19 protein-coding genes are annotated in these 19,086 nt (G+C 46.0%); all 19 read left to right on the top strand.

All coding sequences use genetic code 11. The annotated features are described in order from the left end of the window. Positions 1-228: 228 nt before the first annotated feature. The 19 genes from H5125_RS05130 (at position 229) to H5125_RS05045 (ending at position 19,076) form a co-directional block, all read left to right on the top strand. Entirely contained in the window at positions 229-1,128 is a 900-nt protein-coding gene (locus tag H5125_RS05130; RefSeq protein ID WP_182743711.1) for a hypothetical protein, read from the top strand. A 447-nt stretch (positions 1,129-1,575) separates the two neighbouring features. Continuing rightward, a complete protein-coding gene (locus H5125_RS05125; protein WP_182743710.1) occupies positions 1,576-2,043 on the top strand; it encodes a lysozyme in 468 nt (155 codons plus the stop codon). After that, positions 2,043-2,480, top strand: coding sequence for a hypothetical protein (locus H5125_RS22140; protein ID WP_182743709.1), 438 nt, complete (start codon positions 2,043-2,045; stop codon positions 2,478-2,480). Before H5125_RS05125 ends, H5125_RS22140 begins: the two co-directional genes overlap by 1 nt. Next, positions 2,401-2,634: a hypothetical protein gene (locus tag H5125_RS22445; protein ID WP_404948339.1), complete on the top strand. Its 234-nt coding sequence runs from the start codon at positions 2,401-2,403 to the stop codon at positions 2,632-2,634. The genes H5125_RS22140 and H5125_RS22445 overlap by 80 nt, the downstream gene beginning before the upstream one ends. Continuing rightward, complete coding sequence (locus tag H5125_RS05115; protein ID WP_167526092.1) at positions 2,618-2,923, top strand: HP1 family phage holin; 306 nt, start codon at positions 2,618-2,620, stop codon at positions 2,921-2,923. Before H5125_RS22445 ends, H5125_RS05115 begins: the two co-directional genes overlap by 17 nt. A gap of 3 nt (positions 2,924-2,926) precedes the next feature. Beyond that, positions 2,927-3,460 (top strand): terminase small subunit, encoded by a 534-nt coding sequence (locus H5125_RS05110; RefSeq protein ID WP_182743708.1) that lies wholly within the window; start codon positions 2,927-2,929, stop codon positions 3,458-3,460. Continuing rightward, positions 3,435-5,417: a phage terminase large subunit family protein gene (locus H5125_RS05105; protein WP_182743707.1), complete on the top strand. Its 1,983-nt coding sequence runs from the start codon at positions 3,435-3,437 to the stop codon at positions 5,415-5,417. The genes H5125_RS05110 and H5125_RS05105 overlap by 26 nt, the downstream gene beginning before the upstream one ends. Then, positions 5,417-5,620: a hypothetical protein gene (locus H5125_RS05100; RefSeq protein WP_182743706.1), complete on the top strand. Its 204-nt coding sequence runs from the start codon at positions 5,417-5,419 to the stop codon at positions 5,618-5,620. Before H5125_RS05105 ends, H5125_RS05100 begins: the two co-directional genes overlap by 1 nt. Before the next feature lie 8 nt (positions 5,621-5,628). After that, positions 5,629-7,188: a phage portal protein gene (locus H5125_RS05095; RefSeq protein WP_182743705.1), complete on the top strand. Its 1,560-nt coding sequence runs from the start codon at positions 5,629-5,631 to the stop codon at positions 7,186-7,188. Next, entirely contained in the window at positions 7,109-9,175 is a 2,067-nt protein-coding gene (locus H5125_RS05090) for a ClpP-like prohead protease/major capsid protein fusion protein (protein WP_310734174.1), read from the top strand. The genes H5125_RS05095 and H5125_RS05090 overlap by 80 nt, the downstream gene beginning before the upstream one ends. 94 nt (positions 9,176-9,269) lie before the next feature. Next, on the top strand, positions 9,270-9,590 hold the full coding sequence (locus tag H5125_RS05085) for a DUF2190 family protein (protein WP_162022899.1): 321 nt from the start codon (positions 9,270-9,272) through the stop codon (positions 9,588-9,590). Beyond that, positions 9,583-9,909 (top strand): hypothetical protein, encoded by a 327-nt coding sequence (locus H5125_RS05080; RefSeq protein WP_182743704.1) that lies wholly within the window; start codon positions 9,583-9,585, stop codon positions 9,907-9,909. The genes H5125_RS05085 and H5125_RS05080 overlap by 8 nt, the downstream gene beginning before the upstream one ends. Before the next feature lie 9 nt (positions 9,910-9,918). Continuing rightward, entirely contained in the window at positions 9,919-10,470 is a 552-nt protein-coding gene (locus H5125_RS05075; RefSeq protein ID WP_182743703.1) for a hypothetical protein, read from the top strand. Positions 10,471-10,495: 25 nt separating this feature from the next. After that, positions 10,496-10,921, top strand: a complete 426-nt coding sequence (locus H5125_RS05070) for a hypothetical protein (RefSeq protein WP_182743702.1) — start codon at positions 10,496-10,498, stop codon at positions 10,919-10,921. Further along, positions 10,918-11,637: a hypothetical protein gene (locus H5125_RS05065; protein ID WP_182743701.1), complete on the top strand. Its 720-nt coding sequence runs from the start codon at positions 10,918-10,920 to the stop codon at positions 11,635-11,637. The genes H5125_RS05070 and H5125_RS05065 overlap by 4 nt, the downstream gene beginning before the upstream one ends. A 219-nt stretch (positions 11,638-11,856) precedes the next feature. Beyond that, complete coding sequence (locus tag H5125_RS05060) at positions 11,857-12,636, top strand: phage regulatory protein/antirepressor Ant (RefSeq protein ID WP_207892986.1); 780 nt, start codon at positions 11,857-11,859, stop codon at positions 12,634-12,636. A gap of 79 nt (positions 12,637-12,715) precedes the next feature. Continuing rightward, the gene (locus H5125_RS05055; protein WP_182743700.1) at positions 12,716-16,189 is read left to right on the top strand and encodes a tape measure protein; all 3,474 of its coding nucleotides are present in this window, start codon (positions 12,716-12,718) and stop codon (positions 16,187-16,189) included. Positions 16,190-16,225: 36 nt separating this feature from the next. After that, a complete protein-coding gene (locus tag H5125_RS05050) occupies positions 16,226-16,603 on the top strand; it encodes a hypothetical protein (RefSeq protein WP_123778876.1) in 378 nt (125 codons plus the stop codon). A gap of 34 nt (positions 16,604-16,637) precedes the next feature. Continuing rightward, the gene (locus H5125_RS05045) at positions 16,638-19,076 is read left to right on the top strand and encodes a hypothetical protein (protein ID WP_182743699.1); all 2,439 of its coding nucleotides are present in this window, start codon (positions 16,638-16,640) and stop codon (positions 19,074-19,076) included. Positions 19,077-19,086: the final 10 nt, after the last annotated feature.

The following is a 19,086-nucleotide window of genomic DNA, read 5'->3' as shown; positions in this document are numbered from 1 at the left end:
GTTCATGAGTTTCCATGGTGATACTCCTAGGTAATGCCAAGGTAGGCAGGGTCTAGTAAGTATTTATGATGGTGAGAAAGATGGGCTTTTATCTTTTCTGCCGCAGAGCGGCTTCGTTCAACAAGTTGTTTAAGCGAAAAATAACAGTGGGCCATCGCTTCGCGGTTAAATCCAACTATTTTGTCCGCTTAGTGCGGTGTTAGCAATATTATCGATACGGAGTATTGAATGACTAAGTGTCCAACTTGCATTAAAAATAAACCTTTAAAAGCGCACCTTTTTGAGCTTTCAGAGCTTTGCAGGTATTTAGGTAATTCAGTTGAATTTACTCAACATGGCTCAACTCGAATTGTTAAAACATCAGTTATTGGTGACTGGCTAAAACTTGCCTCTCATTTAAAAAAAGTTCATATGGACTGGTGGCGATACCGAAATGTCATGTCTGAGATGTATTGTCCTTCAGATATTGATGAAGAGGCTTCAGATGAAGAACATTTTACGGAATATTCCACTGCATTAACTCGTTTTATGTATGTTACAAATGCAATGGAAGAAGCATATCGCTTTATAGATAAGGAATATCATTCTTTAGATTCTGTAATTAATATGCCTAAAAAGAAAAGGCTTAGAGAACCAAGTATGAGAGCTACTGTCGTTATTGATCTCATTCCTAAGGAACATTTGCCTGAAAACTTTTTCCATATAATGAGTAATCTCGAAATAACCTTTGAAAGATACACTAAAGACTTTTCGTTAACTGTAAACGGCATTGGTGGAGTAAATAAAAATGATATCAGTGCAGGGTTGCATTTAATTAGGTGCCTAAGAAATCATATAGCTCACGGAGTTTTTCCTATAGTAGATAATCCTGAGTATTGTGGACGAGAAGATAAAAATAAAAACCTACTAAATTTACTGTTTCACGCATGTAGAGCAAGCGCTGTATATATTCAAACAATCCTTCTTAGCTTTAATGAAGGCTTTCAATCTCACGATTATTTTTTTATGATAGAGGCATGGGATGAAGAGGGATATTATTTTGAAAGTAATTGTAAAATCGAGCTAGCAAAATCGTTGCATCTAAAAGGCACATTTAGTTTTGCAGAACCATTGGAAGCAGATTGCTAACGAGGCGTTTAAACTGACTAAAACAGTTGGTTAGGTTCCGCTTCGCTCCATATTATAACCAATAATTTTAGTCTGCTTAACGCGGCGTTAATCTCAACCCACTATAGTTCGCACAATGTGATTCAGCGTGTTAAAGCCTAGCGCACCATTTCGATTTGCAGTAAATCACTTAACCGATAATTTTTAAATTAAATCTAGAAATTATCGGTTTTACATATCACGAAAACTCAAACACCTCAACGCCATATGTGGCGTAAAAGACGCCACATATGGCGTATTTTCCCCCCTAAAAACCGCTACAGTTTATATAAGCTTGATACCACTGCGTAACTGGCTTTGCTTCCTCTCTAGTTCCTTTTTGCTCCTCTTTGCATACTCTCGTTACATCATCGCCATTGGGCTCCTGTATTGGAGCCCTTTTTTTTGCTCATATTTACCAGGTGCAGCATGAATATTAAAACAAGGCTTATGGCGCTGGGGTTTACTGGTGCCATTCTTACTGGCGGCGTGTTGGTTGCTACGGGTGAAGGTGAAGTATTACGTACCTATGTTGACCCTGCGGGTATTGAAACTGCCTGCTTTGGCCAAACCGGCCATAACATAAAACAGGGCATGGTGTTCACTAACGAACAGTGCCTAGACATGCTGGCTACTAGCCTTAACACCTTTGACCGTGAATTGGTTAAACTCACCCCGCCATTAAGCGAGGGTGAACACATTGCTTACCTGAGTTTTATTTACAACGTAGGGGCCGAGGCTTTTGGGGCTTCTACGCTGCGTAAAAAGTTGTGGGCAGGTGACCGCGTTGGCGCATGTAACGAGTTGCCGAGGTGGATTTATGCCAAACGTAAAAAGTTACCAGGCTTAATTAAACGCCGCTCAAATGAGCGGCGTTTTTGTTTAAGGGATCTGTAATGTTTAATGATTTTAAAACCACAGTGTTGTTATGTGCAGTGCTGGTTATGGCGACGGTGATTGTCGTTGGGGCCTTAGGCATTACCTCACTCAAAGCTAAAAACGGCACATTAAGCCATGACTTGTTGCAATCGCAAGTTAGCGTGGATGCGTTACTGAGCAGCAACGCTAACAAAGATGAACGGATTAACACGCTTGAACGTGATTATCGCATTATCACCGAGCTAAACACCTCGCACCGCAAGCAAGTAGCCGATCTCCAATTGACGTTAGACCACAAATTAGAACGTGCTAATCAGTTAAGGACATCAAACCATGAGCCAACTAAAACTTGGGCTAATACTGATTTGCCTAGTGATGCTGTGCAGCTGCTCAAGCAAACCGATTGTCAAAGTGGTGACACAGACCAAAACGGTTTATGTGTTACCGCCCCCTGATTGGCTTGAACTTTGTGATAACCCACGTTTTATCGGGTTCTCAAATCTTGATTTACTGAATCATTCCCTTACTCAAACCAATGCGCTAGCAAGCTGTAATGCAAACATGCTGCGCCTACAACAATGGCGGCAACAATATGAGCATAACGACTGACCTAAGTGCAAAACTCACCTCGTTATTGTCTTACATTGCTTCGTTTTTTACCGCAGCTGGCAGTTATGTGAACGATATGGATATTGGTGTTGTAGTCGGCGTGTTGTGTGCTGTGTTTACCGCGTTTATTAACTGGTTTTATAAAGACCGCCAGCGCCAGCGTGCGACATTAAAAAGTGAGCGTGAAGCCAGAATACAAGCGCTGCAAGAGCAGGTGTTGCTTAAACAATTGCAGCATATTGAACAAGAGCGATGCAGCCATGTGTTAGACGATATTCACAAGGACTAGCTAATGGCACGTATTCAAACACCCGACGCCGAGCCAGTGCTACTGAACAAAACCGACCTGTGCAAAAGTTTGGGTATTAGTACCCAAGCGTTCGATAAATGGGATGTGCCGATCACCAGTAAAAAAGGCCGTGAGTGTTTGTACACCATGAGCGACGTGGTGGGTAATCGGGTGGCTAATGAGCGTAAAAAACATGTAAGCAATCCAACGCCCGAAGATAACGACAAGCCCAATATCGAGTTTGAGCGTTACCGCTTAATCAAAGCGCAAGCCTACGGCCAAGAGCTTAAAAACGAAAAAGACGGCAAAGAAGTGGTCGAGGTGACCTTTTGCTCGTTTGTGCTTAGCCGAATAGCCGCGCAAATATCACCGGTGTTGGACCAAATACACATTCGTGTAAAACGTAAATTCCCCGACATGCCCGAACGCACCATAGACGCTATTCGCGCCGAAGTGATTAAAAGCCAAAACACCGCCGCTGAACTGGCCAACGGCATTGAGGATTTATTAGATGAATATATCAGAAGCACAGATTAACAATTTGAAAGCTGCTGTCGCTGCTGGCCTTAAATCGTTTTATCGTCCACCAATGTTGACCTGTAGTGAATACGCCGACACGCATTTTTATATGTCGTCGGAGTCGTCATACACCGAAGGTAAATGGGAAAGCCTACCGTTTCAAATCGGCATATTGAATGCCATGGGTAACGACCAAATTACCACGCTGAATATTATGAAATCAGCGCGTGTGGGTTACACCAAAATGCTGATGGCCAATGCGGGTTACAAGATAGAACACAAAAAACGTAACGTGTTGATATACCAGCCGCGTGACGGTGCCGCCAAAACGTTTATGAAAAAACACGTTGAAACCGCCATACGTGACATGCCGATTTGGAAAGCCTTAGCGCCGTGGATTGGCCGCAAACATAAAGACAGTACCTTAGAAGATAAAATTTTTACCAATGGTAAAACCTTAATGGTGCGGGGTGGTACCGCCGCGGCTAACTACCGTGAAATATCAACCGATGATGTTATTTACGATGAGTTAGCCGGTTTTGATGAGTCAATCGAACACGAAGGTAATGCCACATCGTTAGGTGACACCCGTGTTGAACTGTCGTTGTTTCCTAAATCGATACGGGGTTCAACGCCTAAAGTATTAGGTACCTGCCAAATTGAAAAGGCCTGTAGCGAAAGCCAGTACCAATTTAGATTCAACTTGCCTTGCCCACATTGTGATGAATTGCAGCATTTAAAGTGGGGCGGTAAAACTGAACCCTTTGGCATTAAGTGGCAAGGTAGCGACCCCAAAACCGCCTATTACGTGTGCGAGCACTGCGGTTGCTGCATTGAAAACAATCAACTGCACGACATGGAAGAACACCCAAACGCGTTATGGATATGCGATAAAACGGGTGTGTACACCTCAGACTTTATTTCGTTTTTTGACAAAGACGGCGACGACTTTTTAACGCCCGAAAATATCTCGATTTACATTTGGTCGGCCTATAACACGCTTAACAGTTGGGCCAAGCTAGTCACTGAGTTTTACAAAGCCAAAGGCGACAAAGAAAAGCTACAAACCTTTGTTAACACTAAATTGGGCCAGCCGTGGGACAACGATAACGGTGAACGCATTGAGTGGGAAGACTTAGGCCGCAGGCGTGAAATGTACCCCAACGGCAAAATGCCCGATTGGGTTGTGTATGTCACCGCGGGTGTTGATACCCAAGACGACCGCTACGAAGGCCGTGTTTGGGGGTGGGGCGCAGGTAAAGAGTGCGCCTTAATCGATAGGTTTATTTTGTATGGCGACCCAGCCAGCCAAGTGTTACTCGATAAAGTCGCGCTGCGCTTAAACCAAAGTTACCCGCGTAACGACGGCATTGTGTTGAGCATTGGCACAACGTGTTGGGATTCGGGCGGTCACTACTCCGATACCGTTTACTCAATGAGTAAAAAGCTGGGTTTGTTCCGCGTGGTACCCATTAAGGGCGCCAATATGTACGGCAAGCCGATTGCCAATTTCCCGCGTAAGCGATGTAACAAAGGTGTGTATTTAACCGAGGTGGGTACCGACAACGCCAAAGAGTTGATCATGGCTATGATGCGCACTCAACCCAGTGTTGATACGCGTACACCTGGTGCAATCCATTTGCCACTGAACGACAGCATTTGTGATGACACCGAACTGCAGCAGTTAACGTCTGAACGAAAATTACCGACACGCCGCGACGGTCGCATTGTTTATCGCTGGGAAGCTGGCGGCAGACGTAACGAAGCGCTCGACTGTTTTGTGTATGCCTTGGCTGCGCTGTATATCGCCATTGATCGCTTTGGTATTAATCTCGACTCGCTCAGTAAAGTGATAACCACCGACACTCAAAACGAAGCATCAACCGATGAATCCCCCAAACCTAAAAAACCGAAAAAGAGCCAAGCCAATAACTGGCTAAATGGTGGTTCGGTTAAATCAGGAGGCTGGCTGTAATGTCAAAGCAAACTGCTACAGACATGGTCGCGCTGTATATCGAAGCCGAAAAAGAGGTACTAGCGGGTAAGTCCGTCAGCATCAACGGCAAGATGATGAGTACAGAAGACCTGGAACAAATTCGCAAAGGCCGCATGGAGTGGCAGCGCACCTTAAGCATGTACACCCGTCCACGGGGTACCACACTCGCCCGATTTAACTAGGAATCAATATGAGCATTATTAACGATGCACTATCGTATTTATCCCCTGGCTGGGCGCTAAAACGACAAGCGGCCGCAATGAGTTATCGCAACCTTAAAGGTTACGAAGCTGCCAGCCCAAGCCGAACTCACAAAGCCAATAAAGAGGGGCGCGGTGCCAACCAAGCGGTATTTGCAGCAGGTAAAAGCTTGCGGGAGCAGGCGCGATGGTTAGATGAAAACCACGACCTCAGTATTGGTATTTTAGACCGCATGGAAGAACGGGTGATTGGTGCCCAAGGCATTGTGGTTGAGCCACAACCCCGCAGTATTAGTGGTGAAATACTGGATGATTTGGCCAATGATATTCAACGCCGTTTTGCTGCATGGTCATTAAAGCCTGATGTAACAGGGCGCTACACTCGGCCAGAGCTTGAACGCTTAGTGTTACGTACCGCATTGCGCGACGGTGAAGTATTCGGCCATCAAGTGCGTGGCAAGGTGGCTAAGTTTGGTCACCCAAACCCGCAAGGCACGCAATACAGTATTGAAGCGTTAGAGCCTGATTATATACCGTTTGAACTTAACGATGTATCAACCCGCGTTCGCCAAGGGTTAGAGGTTAATGGTTGGGGGCAGGTGGTTAATTACCATGTGTTGTTTGATCACCCGTCTGACCAAATTGGCTTTCGCTACAAAACTAAAGCCGTACCCGCCAGTAACATGCTGCACCTTGGCATGTTTAAGCGTTTGCACCAGCTGCGCGGTATCAGCATTTTTCACGGCATTTTAACCCGCCTTGGCGACATTAAAGACTATGAAGAATCTGAACGGGTAGCTGCGCGTATTGCTGCCGCTTTAGCGTTTTACATCAAACGTGGTGACGCCAGTATGTTTGGCCTAGATGGTGATGCCAAAGCTGACCGTGAAATAAACATTGCACCAGGCATGACCTTTGATGATCTCGCTGTTGGTGAAGACGTCGGCATGATTGAGTCCAATCGCCCCAACGTGCATTTAGTCGATTTTCGTAATGGTCAGTTAAAAGCCTGTGCCGCGGGGACCCGTGGCAGTTACTCAAGTATTGCGCGTGACTATCAAGGCAGTTACTCAAGCCAACGCCAAGAGCTGGTTGAGCAAGACGAGTCGAACCGCATTATGCAGCAATGGTTTTGTGCCGGTTGGGCGCGGCCTGCGTTTCGTAACTGGTTGGAAATGGAGTTAATGAACAAGCAAGACCCTATAACCCTGCCGCCAGACCTAGACACCCGCACCTTGTTTGATGCTGTGTATTACGGCCCCACCATGCCATGGATTGACCCCCGCAAAGAATCCCAAGGTTGGGAAATGATGATAGCCGGTAATGCCGCAACCGAGGCTGACTGGGCGCGAGCTCGTGGCCGTAACCCAAGCGAAGTTAAACGCCAACGTCAACGTGAGCTGAAGTTTAACCGCGAAAACGACATGGTTACGGGTAACGACCCAGAGCCACAAAACGGAGAAACCCCAAGTGAAAAAGACCAAACTAAGTCTAGCCGTGGCCGCCATGATGCTAATGCCAAGCGCATCAGCGAGCTTGACCGAGAGTAAAGAAAAACGCGGTATCTACAGCATGAAAGGTGCTGCCAATGGCGTGGTCGAGTTGATTTTATATGGCGATGTTGGCTGGGATTTTACCGCCAAACAAATCGCCACTGACCTACGCGCTATGGGCAAAGTATCGCAGATTAACGCTTACATTCAATCGGGTGGCGGCGATGTGATGGACGGCATGGCCATTTATAACATTCTTGCGCGTTGGCCTTGCCAAAAGTCGATTTGTATTGAGTCGGTTGCTGCTTCTATGGCCAGTGTTATTTGCATGGCATTCGACACCGTGATTATGCCGTCCAATGCCTTTTTGATGATCCACAGTAATTGGGGCGGTGCAGTTGGTACCGCTGATGATTTACGTGAATACGCAGACTTGCTCGATAAGTGGCGCTCAAGCATGGGCAAGGCTTATCAAGATAAAGCCGGCGGCAAGTTAAGTGATGAACAGCTAGGACAATTTTTTAAAGAAGACACTTGGTTGTCTGCACAAGAAGCGGTTGATCTTGGGCTAGCAGATGAAGTGATAGAACCGATGCAAATGGCTGCATCAATTAATTTTAAACGACTGAAGGACTTTAATAATATGCCTAAAGCATTACAAACCCTGCTAGCACAACAGGGCAATATCGGTGCTACCACCACAACTGCGCCAGCAGCCATTAATACACCAGCCCCAGTAGCTTCGGTACCTGCACCAGTTGCACCGTCGCAAGCTGATATTCAAGCTGCTGCCATTACCTTTAATGCAGAACGTATTAGCGGTATTAATGCCGCGTTCGCTACGTTCCCGCAATTAGCTGAACTTAAAAACAGCTGTATTTCTGATGCCAACATCAATGCCGAAAAGTCGAAAGACCTTATCTTGGCTAAGCTTGGCGAAGGTGTCACGCCATGCGCTGTACAGCCTAAAAGTGTCATTATTCATGCCAGCAACGGTAACATTGTTGGTGACTCAATTCGTGCACAATTAATGGCACGAGCAGGCCATGAAGCGGCACAAAAAGACAATGGCTATGGTAGCTATAACTTACGTGAACTTGCTCGTGCATCGTTAGCCGATCGCGGTATTGGTTGTGCCGGTATGAACGTGATGCAAATGGTGGGGTTAGCGTTTACTCATACCTCATCTGATTTCGGTAACATCATGTTAGATGTGGCCAATAAGTCAGTATTAAAAGGTTGGGCTGAAGCTGCTGAAACCTTTGAACGTATCGCTAAAAAAGGTCAGTTAAGTGACTTTAAAGTCGCGCATCGTGTTGGCATGGGTGAGTTTAAAAGCTTACCAGAAGTGAAGGACGGAGCAGAGTACAAGTACATCACTGTTGGCGACCACGCTGAAAAAATTGCCTTAGCAACCTACGGCGGTATTTTCACGTTAACACGCCAAACGGTTATCAACGATGACATGGACATGTTAATGGGCGTACCGATGAAAATGGGTAAAGCCGCTAAGCGCACTATTGGTGATTTGTTTTGGGCTGTGTTAACCAAAAACGCCAAAATGAACGACGGCAAAGCTTTGTTCCATGCCGATCACGGTAACTTAGCATCGGGTGCGCCAAGCGTTGAAGCATTCAGTATTGCTGCTGAATTAATGGAATCGCAAATGATTGGCGAATCACCATTAAACATCATGCCAGCATTTGCATTGGTACCACCTAACCTTAAGCGTGCAGTGCTGCAAATCATTCAGTCAACGTCGGTTAAAGGCACTGATGCAAACTCAGGTATTGCTAACCCAATCCGCGACTTTGTTGAAGTGTTATCAGAGCCACGTTTAAAAGCGAAAAGCGATAAAGAGTGGTATTTATCAGCCGCTCAAGGTGAAGACACCATTGAAGTGGCTTACCTTGATGGTATCGACACGCCATATATTGAGCAGCAACAAGGTTTCACCGTTGATGGTGTTGCAACCAAAGTGCGTATTGATGCCGGTGTATCACCACTTGATCACCGTGGATTGGTTAAATCAACGGGTGTGTAACTCACATGCATTTCGAAACAAAAGCGGCCGCTAACTCGATTGAGTCAGCGGCCTTTTTAATGGCAAATTTTTAACGTAATTGGGAAAAAACCTTATGAAAAATTGTGTAGCAGATGGCACTACCATCGACTTTATCGCCACGGCAGCAGTTGCTAGTGGTGACCCAGTATTAGTAGGTAAAGTGGTTGCCGTGTCGCTTGGCAATGTTGCTATTGGTGAAGCGGGCGTCGGTGCAACAGAAGGCGTATACGAGTTGCCAAAAGTGACCGCCGATGACATTACCCAAGGTGGACAGGTGTATATCAAGGCTGATGGCATGATCACTAGTGTTGCATCTGGCAATACCTTAGCCGGCAAAGCATGGGCTGATGCGGCTAACCCGAGTGATAGCGTTTGGGTAAAAGTTAATGCCTAGCTTGGCATCGGTATTTGCTGACAGAGTAAATGCCAAAATAGTGCGGGTGTTTCAGCGTTTGGCAGACCCGTGCGAGTTTGCCCCAATGGATGGGGCAACACCTTATAACCGTTTGGTTTCGTTAGATGATAACGGCAGCGAAATTGCCGCATCGTCTAATGAGTATGTGCCCGAGTTAATCATGCGTGCTGAGTTTTTACTCACCGAGGGTGATGTTAATTCCGGTGATGTATTCACCATTAACGGTGCAGAGTGCCGGTTAACACAACGGGTTAGCACCGACTCGGTATGTGTGACTTATATTTATATTCAACTTTAAGGCGACATCATGGCGTTAACAATGACAGGCTTTGACGCAGTAAATCGCGAGCTTAAACGCATGCGTGATGCGCAGTCGCCAGCCATTGAAAAGGCAATAGATGATGCAGCCAAGTTTGGTAACCAGCTAGCTGTAGATGAAATATTCACAAAGTACGGCTTTAAGTCGAAGTCGTATGTGGAGCAGCATTTCAGTGTCAGCATTAACCCCAAAACCCTTAGGTCTTACATTAGCGCAAGGATGCGCCCCAGCACCTTAACCCGTTTTGCCAGCCCACGTTATAAAGTGGGTAAGCGGGCGGCAAGGGTCGCCGGTGGCTTTAGCATAAACGTTATTCGCAATAAGCCGGTGTGGTTTAGTGGTGCGTTTACTGTCATTGGCCGCAACGGTAATCAACTTATGTTTAGTCGCAAAAAGGGTGATAACTCTTGGCGTGAACTTAACGGACAAAAAGCGTTATACGGCCCTTCAGTGGCAGGCAGCTTTGGCTTTATGCGTGATGATTTAGAACCACCCATTATTGCCCATCTGCGTAAAAAATATGGCCAATACGCTAAGTAGTCTTTTACCAGGCATCGAGGTACCCATGATCCAAACTATTTTAGACCGACTCAAATTGGTTGACGGTGCAACTGTGCGCGAAGGGTTTTATGCCCAAGGGCTGGCAAAAGAACAACAGTTTATTTTTTTGCAGCCTTACACCGATTTGTTCGGTGCTAAAAACGGACTAGATAAATACCGTGATGAAATTGCCTTACAAGTGGTAGCCGGTATCAATTTAAGCAAATCAACTGAACCCACCGCCGAGCTAATCAACTTAGTTCGAGACATTCGCACCGCCTTTTTTAAAGACGAGCGTAACACTGAAAAACCCTCGTGGTTGGCTAGTGCTATCAGCTTTAAAGAAGCTGAACCCTGCAAATACATTATGCCCGAAGCCCATGAAAAACATGGTCTGGCGGTCATTACCTTAACCCTTGTTCATTTAGTTACATTTGGAGATAAATTATGAGCGAAATCGTAACCGAAAGTTACATCGGCTCAGGCATTGTGTATGTCAATGGCCGCGATGTTGGTAACGCCAGTGGCGTAAAAATCGACATCGAGCAAGAAACCAAAGAGCAGCCTAACTATCGTGGCGGTGGCGGTAATGCCGCTGAAATCACTAAAGTGAAATCGGTAAAGCTATCGATGACATTAAACGATTTTAGTAACGCCAACTTAGCATTGGGCTTGCGCGGTAAAGTTGAAGTATTAACCGCCGGTGCTGTCACCGACGAAGTGATTACTGCCATATTAGATGGTTTAGCCGACACCGCCAAAATGATTGATACCACTATCCCGCCAGTTGTCACTAATGCGGCAGGTTCAACTACTTACGATGTTGATGTTGATTATGTTGTTAGTGCCGGTGGTATTCGTGCATTAAGCACTGGTGCTATTACTGCAGCAGAATCGTTAAAAGTCAGTTACACCAGTAAAGCGGGTAACGCTTTGCAAGCACTGGTTGAGTCAGGCGCTGAGGTCAAAGTGATTGTTGATGGTGTCAACGATGCCACGGGAAAACCTTACACGCTTAAGTTCTACCGCTGGAAGCCTAGCCCAACATCAGGCCTAGATTTAATCGGTGACGACTTCGGTTCATTCGACATCGAAGGCGGCGTTCTTGCCGACAGCAGCATTGTTGCCGCGGGTAAGTCTAAGTTCTTTGTGCGAAGTGCAGCGTAGTTGAAACAACAAGCCCACTAACTATGTAGTGGGCTTTTTTAATCATCAATAACTTAACGTAATCGAGCTTGCCTCCCTACAAATCGCTCACGGCTTTATGTTGCCTAAAGGGGAGTATAAAAAAGGGATAACAGGAAAGGACATAAAACAAAGCCCCAACTGCGAAGACAGTCGAGGCTTAAGCATTAACACAAATCGTAAATAACCAAAGGATTTACCATGCAGATTATAGCAAATAGTACAAAAAAAATGCAACCAGAATTAGCAGCTAACATTGTAACCTGCCAAAGCGGAGTGCCTGTTACCACATCGCTAGCCATTGCTGAGGGTGTGGGTAATACCCATAAAACAGTGATTCAATTAATTCGCAAAAATTTTGATGATTTACAGGAGTTTGGAAGGGTCGCATTTGAAATGCTACCCTTTGACACCGCTGGCGGCTGTCAAAATCGTGAAGTTGCCATCCTCAACGAGCAGCAAGCCACATTGTTAATTAGCTTTATGCGCAACATTGGTGTGGTAAAGGTGTTTAAAAAGAATTTAGTGAAAGCGTTTTTTGATATGAGAGATCGCCTTAATCAACGCCAACCCCATATTGACCCAATGGAAGCCTTGCGCGACCCAGCGGTAATGCGCGGTTTGTTGTTAGGGTATTCGGAAAAGGTGATTGGGCTTGAAGATCAGTTAAAAGTCACTCAGCCCAAAGCCGATGCGCTAGACCGTCTGGCCACAGCTGATGGCAGCTTGTGTATTACCGATGCGGCTAAACAATTACAAGTACGCCCTAAAGATTTGTTTTTATTGCTGCAATGTAAAAAGTGGATTTACCGCCGCCAAGGCTCTAGCTGGCTAGGTTACCAAGACAAAATACAACAAGCATTAGTTGAGCATAAAGTTACCGAAGTTGAACACAGCAGCGGCCTATGCAAAGTGTCTACCCAAGTACGCATCACAATGAAAGGCTTGGCCAAGCTTTCGGGGAGTATGCTTAATGGTTAACTTTCTCCCCACATTATTGATTAAAAGCCTGAATTGCTCAGGCTTTTTTTATGTCTGCAATTTGTTATAAGGAAAGCCCATGAGCTTTAAAGACCAAGTCATTAACCTGATCATTCAGGGCAAAGATTTATTTTCCAGCGAAGCCAAGAAGTCTGAAAAGGCTGTTGCTGAATTAGCATCACAAAGCGAAATCCTTAATGCCCGTTTAAAAGAGTTAGAAGATTTACAAGCGGCCGCCAATTCAATTGATGGTTTAACGGCATCAATCAGTAAAGGCGAACGTGCCTATAAAGATAACTCGGTTGCACTCGACAAGTTAGTCACTGAACAAAAGGCAGCAGTTAAAGAATTAAAGCAACTTGAGGCAGCGCAAAAAGCGGCAGAAGGTTCAACCAATCAACTTGAACAAGAATACAATCAAGCTCAAGCCGCATTAGTTAAATATGAAACCGAGCTACAACAAGCCCGGGTTGAAGTCGCAAAGCTCAGTACCGAGCAACAACAAGGTGCCACGGCCAGCAAAGAACAAGCTACCGCATTAACCAAAGCCAGTACCGATTTACAAAAATTAACCAATGAACAAACCAGCGCTAAAAATGCTGCCACCGAACTTGCCACAGCATTAGATAACCAGCGCCGAGATCTGCTTGAGGTTAGCACCGCCACCGAAGCTGCTAGTCGAAATAAAGCTGATTACACATTAAAGGTTAAAACCGCTCGCACCGAGGTAAACCAGCTAGCGAGCAGCATTAATAAGAATAAAACCGAGTTAGACAAAAATACCGCGAGTTTAAAAAATGCTGGCATCAGTACGGATAAGCTGGCAGATGCCTGTAAAGATTTAAAGCAGCAACAAGTCGCCGCTGAGACAGCGTTAAGCGGTGTTAATAACAAGCTTGAACGCCACAATAAGTTATTAACAGAATCGAAAAAACAAGCCGGTGATTTTGGTGGCAGCATTAAAAGTGCAACTGTCTCATTGGTTGCCATGGCCGGAGCCTACATTGGTGTCGATAAGTTATGGGAAAGTCTAAAGTCGATCCTCACCGCAGGGGATGAAGCAAAAGCCTTTGGTGTGCAAATGAGCGCCATGATGGGCAGTATTGCCAGTGGTGAGCAAGCTACTGCATGGATTAAAGACTTTGCCAATAATACCGGCACAAGGTTAGATACTGCCAAACAAGCCTTTGCCTCATTGAAAACATTTGGCATCGACCCTATGAATGGCAGCTTGCAAGCCATGGTCGATTACAATGCTAAGTTGGGTGGAAGCCAAGAAAAGCTTGAGGGCATTATTCTTGGTGTTGGCCAAGCATGGGCGAAACAAAAACTGCAGGGTGAAGAAATACTGCAGTTAGTTGAACGGGGTATACCTGTTTGGGACTTGCTTGAAAAGGTCACTGGTAAAAATGCAGTTCAACTGCAAAAAATGAGTGAAGCGGGGCAGCTTGGCCGCGATGTTATGCAGCAGCTGTTTGCCGAAATGGGTAATCAAGCTAATGGGCAAGCATCAAAAAGCCTCGAGCGCTTAAGTGGCCAGGTTAACTTGATGTCCAATAAGTGGACCGAGTTTAAAACCATTATTGCTGATTCTGGTGCTTACCAGGTAGCGGTTGATTTTATCCAATCGTTAAATGATAAGTTTGATGAACTGAATAAAAACGGCCAAATAAAACAGGCCGCGCAAGACATTAGCGACTTTTTTACCACCATGATCCGCGATGGTGGCGCCAGCATTACCGCCACACTTGAGAACATCGCCGCATTTGCTCGGGCATTAAATGTGATTAGCGGATCGTTACGCTTAGTGTGGAACGGTATTACGGCTGGGCTATCTGCTATTGCGCTTGTAGCTACCGCATCATTTGCCAAAATTATTGATGCTTATGCCTATATGATTGAGGCGCTTGGTGGTGATGAACTTGGCGCTTCTATCCGTCAAGTCTCGGAGGCTGTAAAGGCTATTTCTAATGGCTACAAGCAACAAATTGAGCAAGACAGCAAAGACATTAATGCTGCTTGGAAACAGATAACGGGGGAGGTTGAGCAATCAGCATCAAGCGCTTACAAGGCTGCGGGTGATGCAGCAACTAAAAGCGCTAAAGTGCAGGCAGATGCAGCTAATAAAGTGGCTGACGCCCAGCAAACTCAAGGTGATGCTACCGACGAACAGACCGCCAAAATCAAAGAGTTTGAATTGGCTATGTCTAAGGCGGGTATTACTACCGTTTCGGTATTGCGCGAACAAGCTGCGGCAGCTAAATCCACCTATGAAGAAGTTAAACAGGGTGCCAAAGATGGTGTTGCATCGACCAACGAACTAAACCAGGCATTTTTAAAATACGCAGAAGCATCGATAAAAGCCGCTGCTGCAGGTGATAAACAAGTCGAGTCGAGCATTCGGATAAAAGCCGCTAACCTTGGTTTAAGCGATAATATTGATTCACTAATAGAACAATATAGTCGCTTGAGAAATGTGCAAGTTGGCTTAGGCAATGACAGCGAAGAGACAGATAAACAAGTTAAAAATGCGAACGAAGGCATTGGCACTACCATGGAAAACACCATGGGGGTGGTGGTTAAAAGTGCGCAACAAGCCGGATCTACATTAGCCAGTGTTGCCAAGTTCTTCACCGACTATTTAAAAAGTGTTACAGCTGAAGTCGCTGAACTTAGCACGGGTGCTGTTGCTTACTTTAAGTCGATACTGTATGGCCAAACGCTATTAACTGACTCAAGCAGTGAACTAGAGAAAACCATTAAGATTTACAAAAATCTAAGTGGTGAGATTGGTGATCTGCTCGATGTGCAAGCCAAATCAATCGATTTTACTGGCATTAGTAATTTTGCCCGTAAAGCCGAGATAGCCGGTAAGCAAGCGCAGGCGGCCTATTATGGCCAACGCATTGAACTGTTAAAAATGGTTGATGCCCTTGATGCTGCCGAAAGTGGCAACATTGGCTTAATCAATAGTGCCGAACGTGCGGCTAACTCAATGAACTTGATGAACGATCAAGACTTGGGTGTGCTGCGCACGGCCATTGATTCGGCTAAATCGAGCATGGACTCATTACGTGACAGTGCCCAATCAACCCTCGATACGTTGCAAGACGAACTTGACGGTTACCTTGGCCGCCAGGATGAAATCGAAAAGCGCCGTTATCAGCAAGAGCTAGCCGATATTAAAACCCAGTTAGCTCAAGCTGAATCAACGGGCGACAAGACATTAATCACCCAATTGAGAGAAGCCGAAAAAACGCTAAACAAGGTTTACGCTTATCGCACCGCCGAAATCAAAGCCCAGCAAGACGCTAGTGAAAAGCAAGCCATTAGCGACGCTGCTACCACCAAACAGCAATCTACCGCCAGTGCTGTGCAAACCAATGTGACTACCCAAACCCAGCCAACCATTACAACAGCCGCCGCGAATAGTAGCGACACCGTAGTGCTGCAGTTGCAAGTGGGTAACCGCACGTTTGATGCACAAACCAAGCGCAGTATTGTGAATGAACTTGTGGCCGAGATTAAGCGTTTGCAGTCGGTGGGTGGTTAGCCGCTCGTTTGCAGTAACACTATATAAAGAGGCGCTATGTTTAACACCACTATCGACACCATTGTGTTGACCGAACCATTGCACTGGCTAAACCGCAATAACACCCAACGGGTTGCTGCCAATATGAAGCGGGCACTTAACGGTGCCCCGCATATTCAGCAAACTATTATCCCTGCAGGTATTGCGTTAGAGCTTGGTAGTAAAAACGGTTGGATGCCCCGCAGTGAGTTTGAGCAACTGCAAACCCACGCGGCCACCACATTAACCGAGTTTACGATTAACCACGACGGCAGTGACATTAACGTGATGTGGGATAGCACTCAAAACAGCGTGATCACTGGTGACGATGTTGACGACCAATTGGGTGGGTATCCGTTGCTGACAAATGTGGTATTACGATTTTTAACGCTGTAACTCTTTCTCGCTTATTGATAAACACAGGTGGCCCATGAGCATTACCCGTAATGATTTAAAGATATTTAAACCCGAGCTATTGGGTACCAGCGACGATGCTGGCGGCCAACGAACTCGTAATGCGGTGCAGTCTGGTAAGTTAAATGAATTATTTACCGCCATTTCTGACATTGACCACGCGCAATCGTCACTCGACATTGTTAAGTGTTATCCCGCTTTAGACACCATAGACACTGGCACCTTGCTCGATGCGCATGTGTTTATTAGCCAGCCACCGAGTGATCCGCTCGTGTCGATGTTGTTAGTTGAAGCGGATGCATTAGACGATGAAGATCGCATGGTCGAAATGAAAGAGATTTTAGAGTCGTCGGTGACCGCAGGGTCATTAATCCGTTCGGGCGCACCAGGCTTCTTACCCAATCAAAACAGTTTTAGCCGCGAGTATTTACAGTCTACGTATATGTTTGACGGCAAAGAGTATCGCAAAACCACTAGTTTACGTGTTGGCCAAGTGATTGCCATTACCGTTGAGTATGCAGGTATTGAAGATGCCGACTGGCCGCGTAAAACCCATTACGCCATGGTGACCGATACTAATGCACCAGGTAACAGTGAAGGCAATATTGTATTTGATCCACCAATCGATTTTGCGACCCCTGACTATAACGTCACCGTGAACGCGACATCTAACTGCACTAAACTGCGACTCACCAACGAAGCCAGCCCGTTAACGTTTCACGGTGTGAGTAAGTTAACCGCTGCCAGTAGCAACAAGAATCTAGCCGTGCAAGCGGTGCAGCAAAATCTATTGCCAGTGGTATTAAGCGAACAAGTTAAAACAGGCCAAGCCATTAGCGACGGTGACATAGTCCGTAAAACGGTATCGCAGAATGCGACAACTGCACAAAGCTATCAGTTTGCCTTGGTTGATGTATTACAAGGGGCCAATATTGCCGTTGATTACACCCCAATCACCAGTTACACATCGGGCGGCATTCAATACGGCAGTGACGACGCCATTGTGGTGGTCAGCAGTGACACGGTGAGTGTGACGTTATCGCGTAAACCTGACCTCAATACCCCAGTGTCGTTGCAGTACATCTCGGGTGTGTCGTATCAAAACTATGACAATGCTGATGCATTCCCTGTAGATCGCGAATTAGTGCCCAACACGTTAACGGGTAAAGTGACTCGCCAAAGTACGCCATATCAATTTACCGAGCGTGATGGCGCGTTATACATCACAGTTGTTTCGAGTGTTGGGTCGCTTGTTGTTCAAGAAGAAATACGTGCAGCCATTGTGGACTATCAAACAGGCATCATCACACTTGAGAATGGTATCTCTATTCTTGAGTATGTTGGCTTAGTCATTGCGCCAGAATCAGCCAATGTGGCCACGTTTGTACTCAATACTAGCGATTCATTGTTAGATACCTTTTATGTGCAGGTGTTTACCGTGGGTGATGTATTAATCAGTGCCAGCTGTGACAGTAACGGCACGGTAACAGGCACAGGCATTAGCGGCAGTATTGTCAATAACCTGGTGCAGTTGTCGTTTACTCAAGACGTTAAGTTAAGCACCTTACGCTACGATATTACCGAGCAGGTGCGCAATCTACCGCCTGCTGATATTTATGGCCTAAACCCGTTGCGGATCCCCAATGCAGGTATTGTCGATATTTACCGTGCTTGGGGCACCATTGCCGTGTCGCATACTGACTATCAAAACATCGTTAGCCCAAGTAATGGCACGGTTATTACTATTCGCACTGGCAGTAACTTTGTTGATATTAGCGATGCCACAGGTGCCAGTTTGTGGACCGCAACCAGCGATCACTTTAGCGTTGATAGCGTAGCTGGCACGGTTACGTTAAACAGTGACTTTAGCGGCTTTACTGCGCCGTTTATCTTAAGTGACACCATTAGTGAGTTGGCATTAGTGACTGCAGTGAACACCAATACAGTCACTATCTCAGCTGCGTTGTCGCGTGAGTATCCTATTGGTTCAAGTGTGGCCAGTGTGCAAATACTCGGTGACTTACAAGCGCGAGTCGGCAAAGTGCGCGACATGACCAGCTGGGCTAACAACTGGGACTTAGACGGTGCCGCTGCACAAGGTACTTTGAATACGGTTGATTACCCGATTGAAGTCACCAACGCTGCAGCAGTGAATGAAGATTGGGTGCTGGTGTTTACCTCTACCACAGCGTTTCGTTGTGTCGGTAAACGTATTGGCCAAATTGCAACGGGTGATACGGTAAACGACTTTGCTCCGATTAACTCGCTAACCAATCAACCGTACTTTGTGATCCGCTCGGGCGCGTTCGGTGCCGGTTGGAATCCTGGTGAAGCCATTCGCTTTGCCACTGTGGCCAGCGCAAAACCGGTAATGCCAATTAGAACCGTGCAAGCGGGCCATAGCCAAATAACAACGGACATGGCTGTATTGTCATTCCGTGGTAACGAGTCATAAGGGGTTAAAG

This window comes from Shewanella sp. SR44-4, assembly GCF_014163715.1.
In the GTDB taxonomy this organism is placed as follows: Bacteria; Pseudomonadota; Gammaproteobacteria; order Enterobacterales; family Shewanellaceae; genus Shewanella.
This window is presented reverse-complemented; position numbering and strand designations above follow the sequence as displayed.

Coding starts and splice junctions, on each gene's coding strand:
- H5125_RS05130 (WP_182743711.1), top strand. CDS start 229: ATGACTAAGTGTCCAACTTGCATTAAAAATAAACCTTTAAAAGCGCAC.
- H5125_RS05125 (WP_182743710.1), top strand. CDS start 1,576: ATGAATATTAAAACAAGGCTTATGGCGCTGGGGTTTACTGGTGCCATT.
- H5125_RS22140 (WP_182743709.1), top strand. CDS start 2,043: ATGTTTAATGATTTTAAAACCACAGTGTTGTTATGTGCAGTGCTGGTT.
- H5125_RS22445 (WP_404948339.1), top strand. CDS start 2,401: ATGCTGTGCAGCTGCTCAAGCAAACCGATTGTCAAAGTGGTGACACAG.
- H5125_RS05115 (WP_167526092.1), top strand. CDS start 2,618: ATGAGCATAACGACTGACCTAAGTGCAAAACTCACCTCGTTATTGTCT.
- H5125_RS05110 (WP_182743708.1), top strand. CDS start 2,927: ATGGCACGTATTCAAACACCCGACGCCGAGCCAGTGCTACTGAACAAA.
- H5125_RS05105 (WP_182743707.1), top strand. CDS start 3,435: ATGAATATATCAGAAGCACAGATTAACAATTTGAAAGCTGCTGTCGCT.
- H5125_RS05100 (WP_182743706.1), top strand. CDS start 5,417: ATGTCAAAGCAAACTGCTACAGACATGGTCGCGCTGTATATCGAAGCC.
- H5125_RS05095 (WP_182743705.1), top strand. CDS start 5,629: ATGAGCATTATTAACGATGCACTATCGTATTTATCCCCTGGCTGGGCG.
- H5125_RS05085 (WP_162022899.1), top strand. CDS start 9,270: ATGAAAAATTGTGTAGCAGATGGCACTACCATCGACTTTATCGCCACG.
- H5125_RS05080 (WP_182743704.1), top strand. CDS start 9,583: ATGCCTAGCTTGGCATCGGTATTTGCTGACAGAGTAAATGCCAAAATA.
- H5125_RS05075 (WP_182743703.1), top strand. CDS start 9,919: ATGGCGTTAACAATGACAGGCTTTGACGCAGTAAATCGCGAGCTTAAA.
- H5125_RS05070 (WP_182743702.1), top strand. CDS start 10,496: ATGATCCAAACTATTTTAGACCGACTCAAATTGGTTGACGGTGCAACT.
- H5125_RS05065 (WP_182743701.1), top strand. CDS start 10,918: ATGAGCGAAATCGTAACCGAAAGTTACATCGGCTCAGGCATTGTGTAT.
- H5125_RS05060 (WP_207892986.1), top strand. CDS start 11,857: ATGCAGATTATAGCAAATAGTACAAAAAAAATGCAACCAGAATTAGCA.
- H5125_RS05055 (WP_182743700.1), top strand. CDS start 12,716: ATGAGCTTTAAAGACCAAGTCATTAACCTGATCATTCAGGGCAAAGAT.
- H5125_RS05050 (WP_123778876.1), top strand. CDS start 16,226: ATGTTTAACACCACTATCGACACCATTGTGTTGACCGAACCATTGCAC.
- H5125_RS05045 (WP_182743699.1), top strand. CDS start 16,638: ATGAGCATTACCCGTAATGATTTAAAGATATTTAAACCCGAGCTATTG.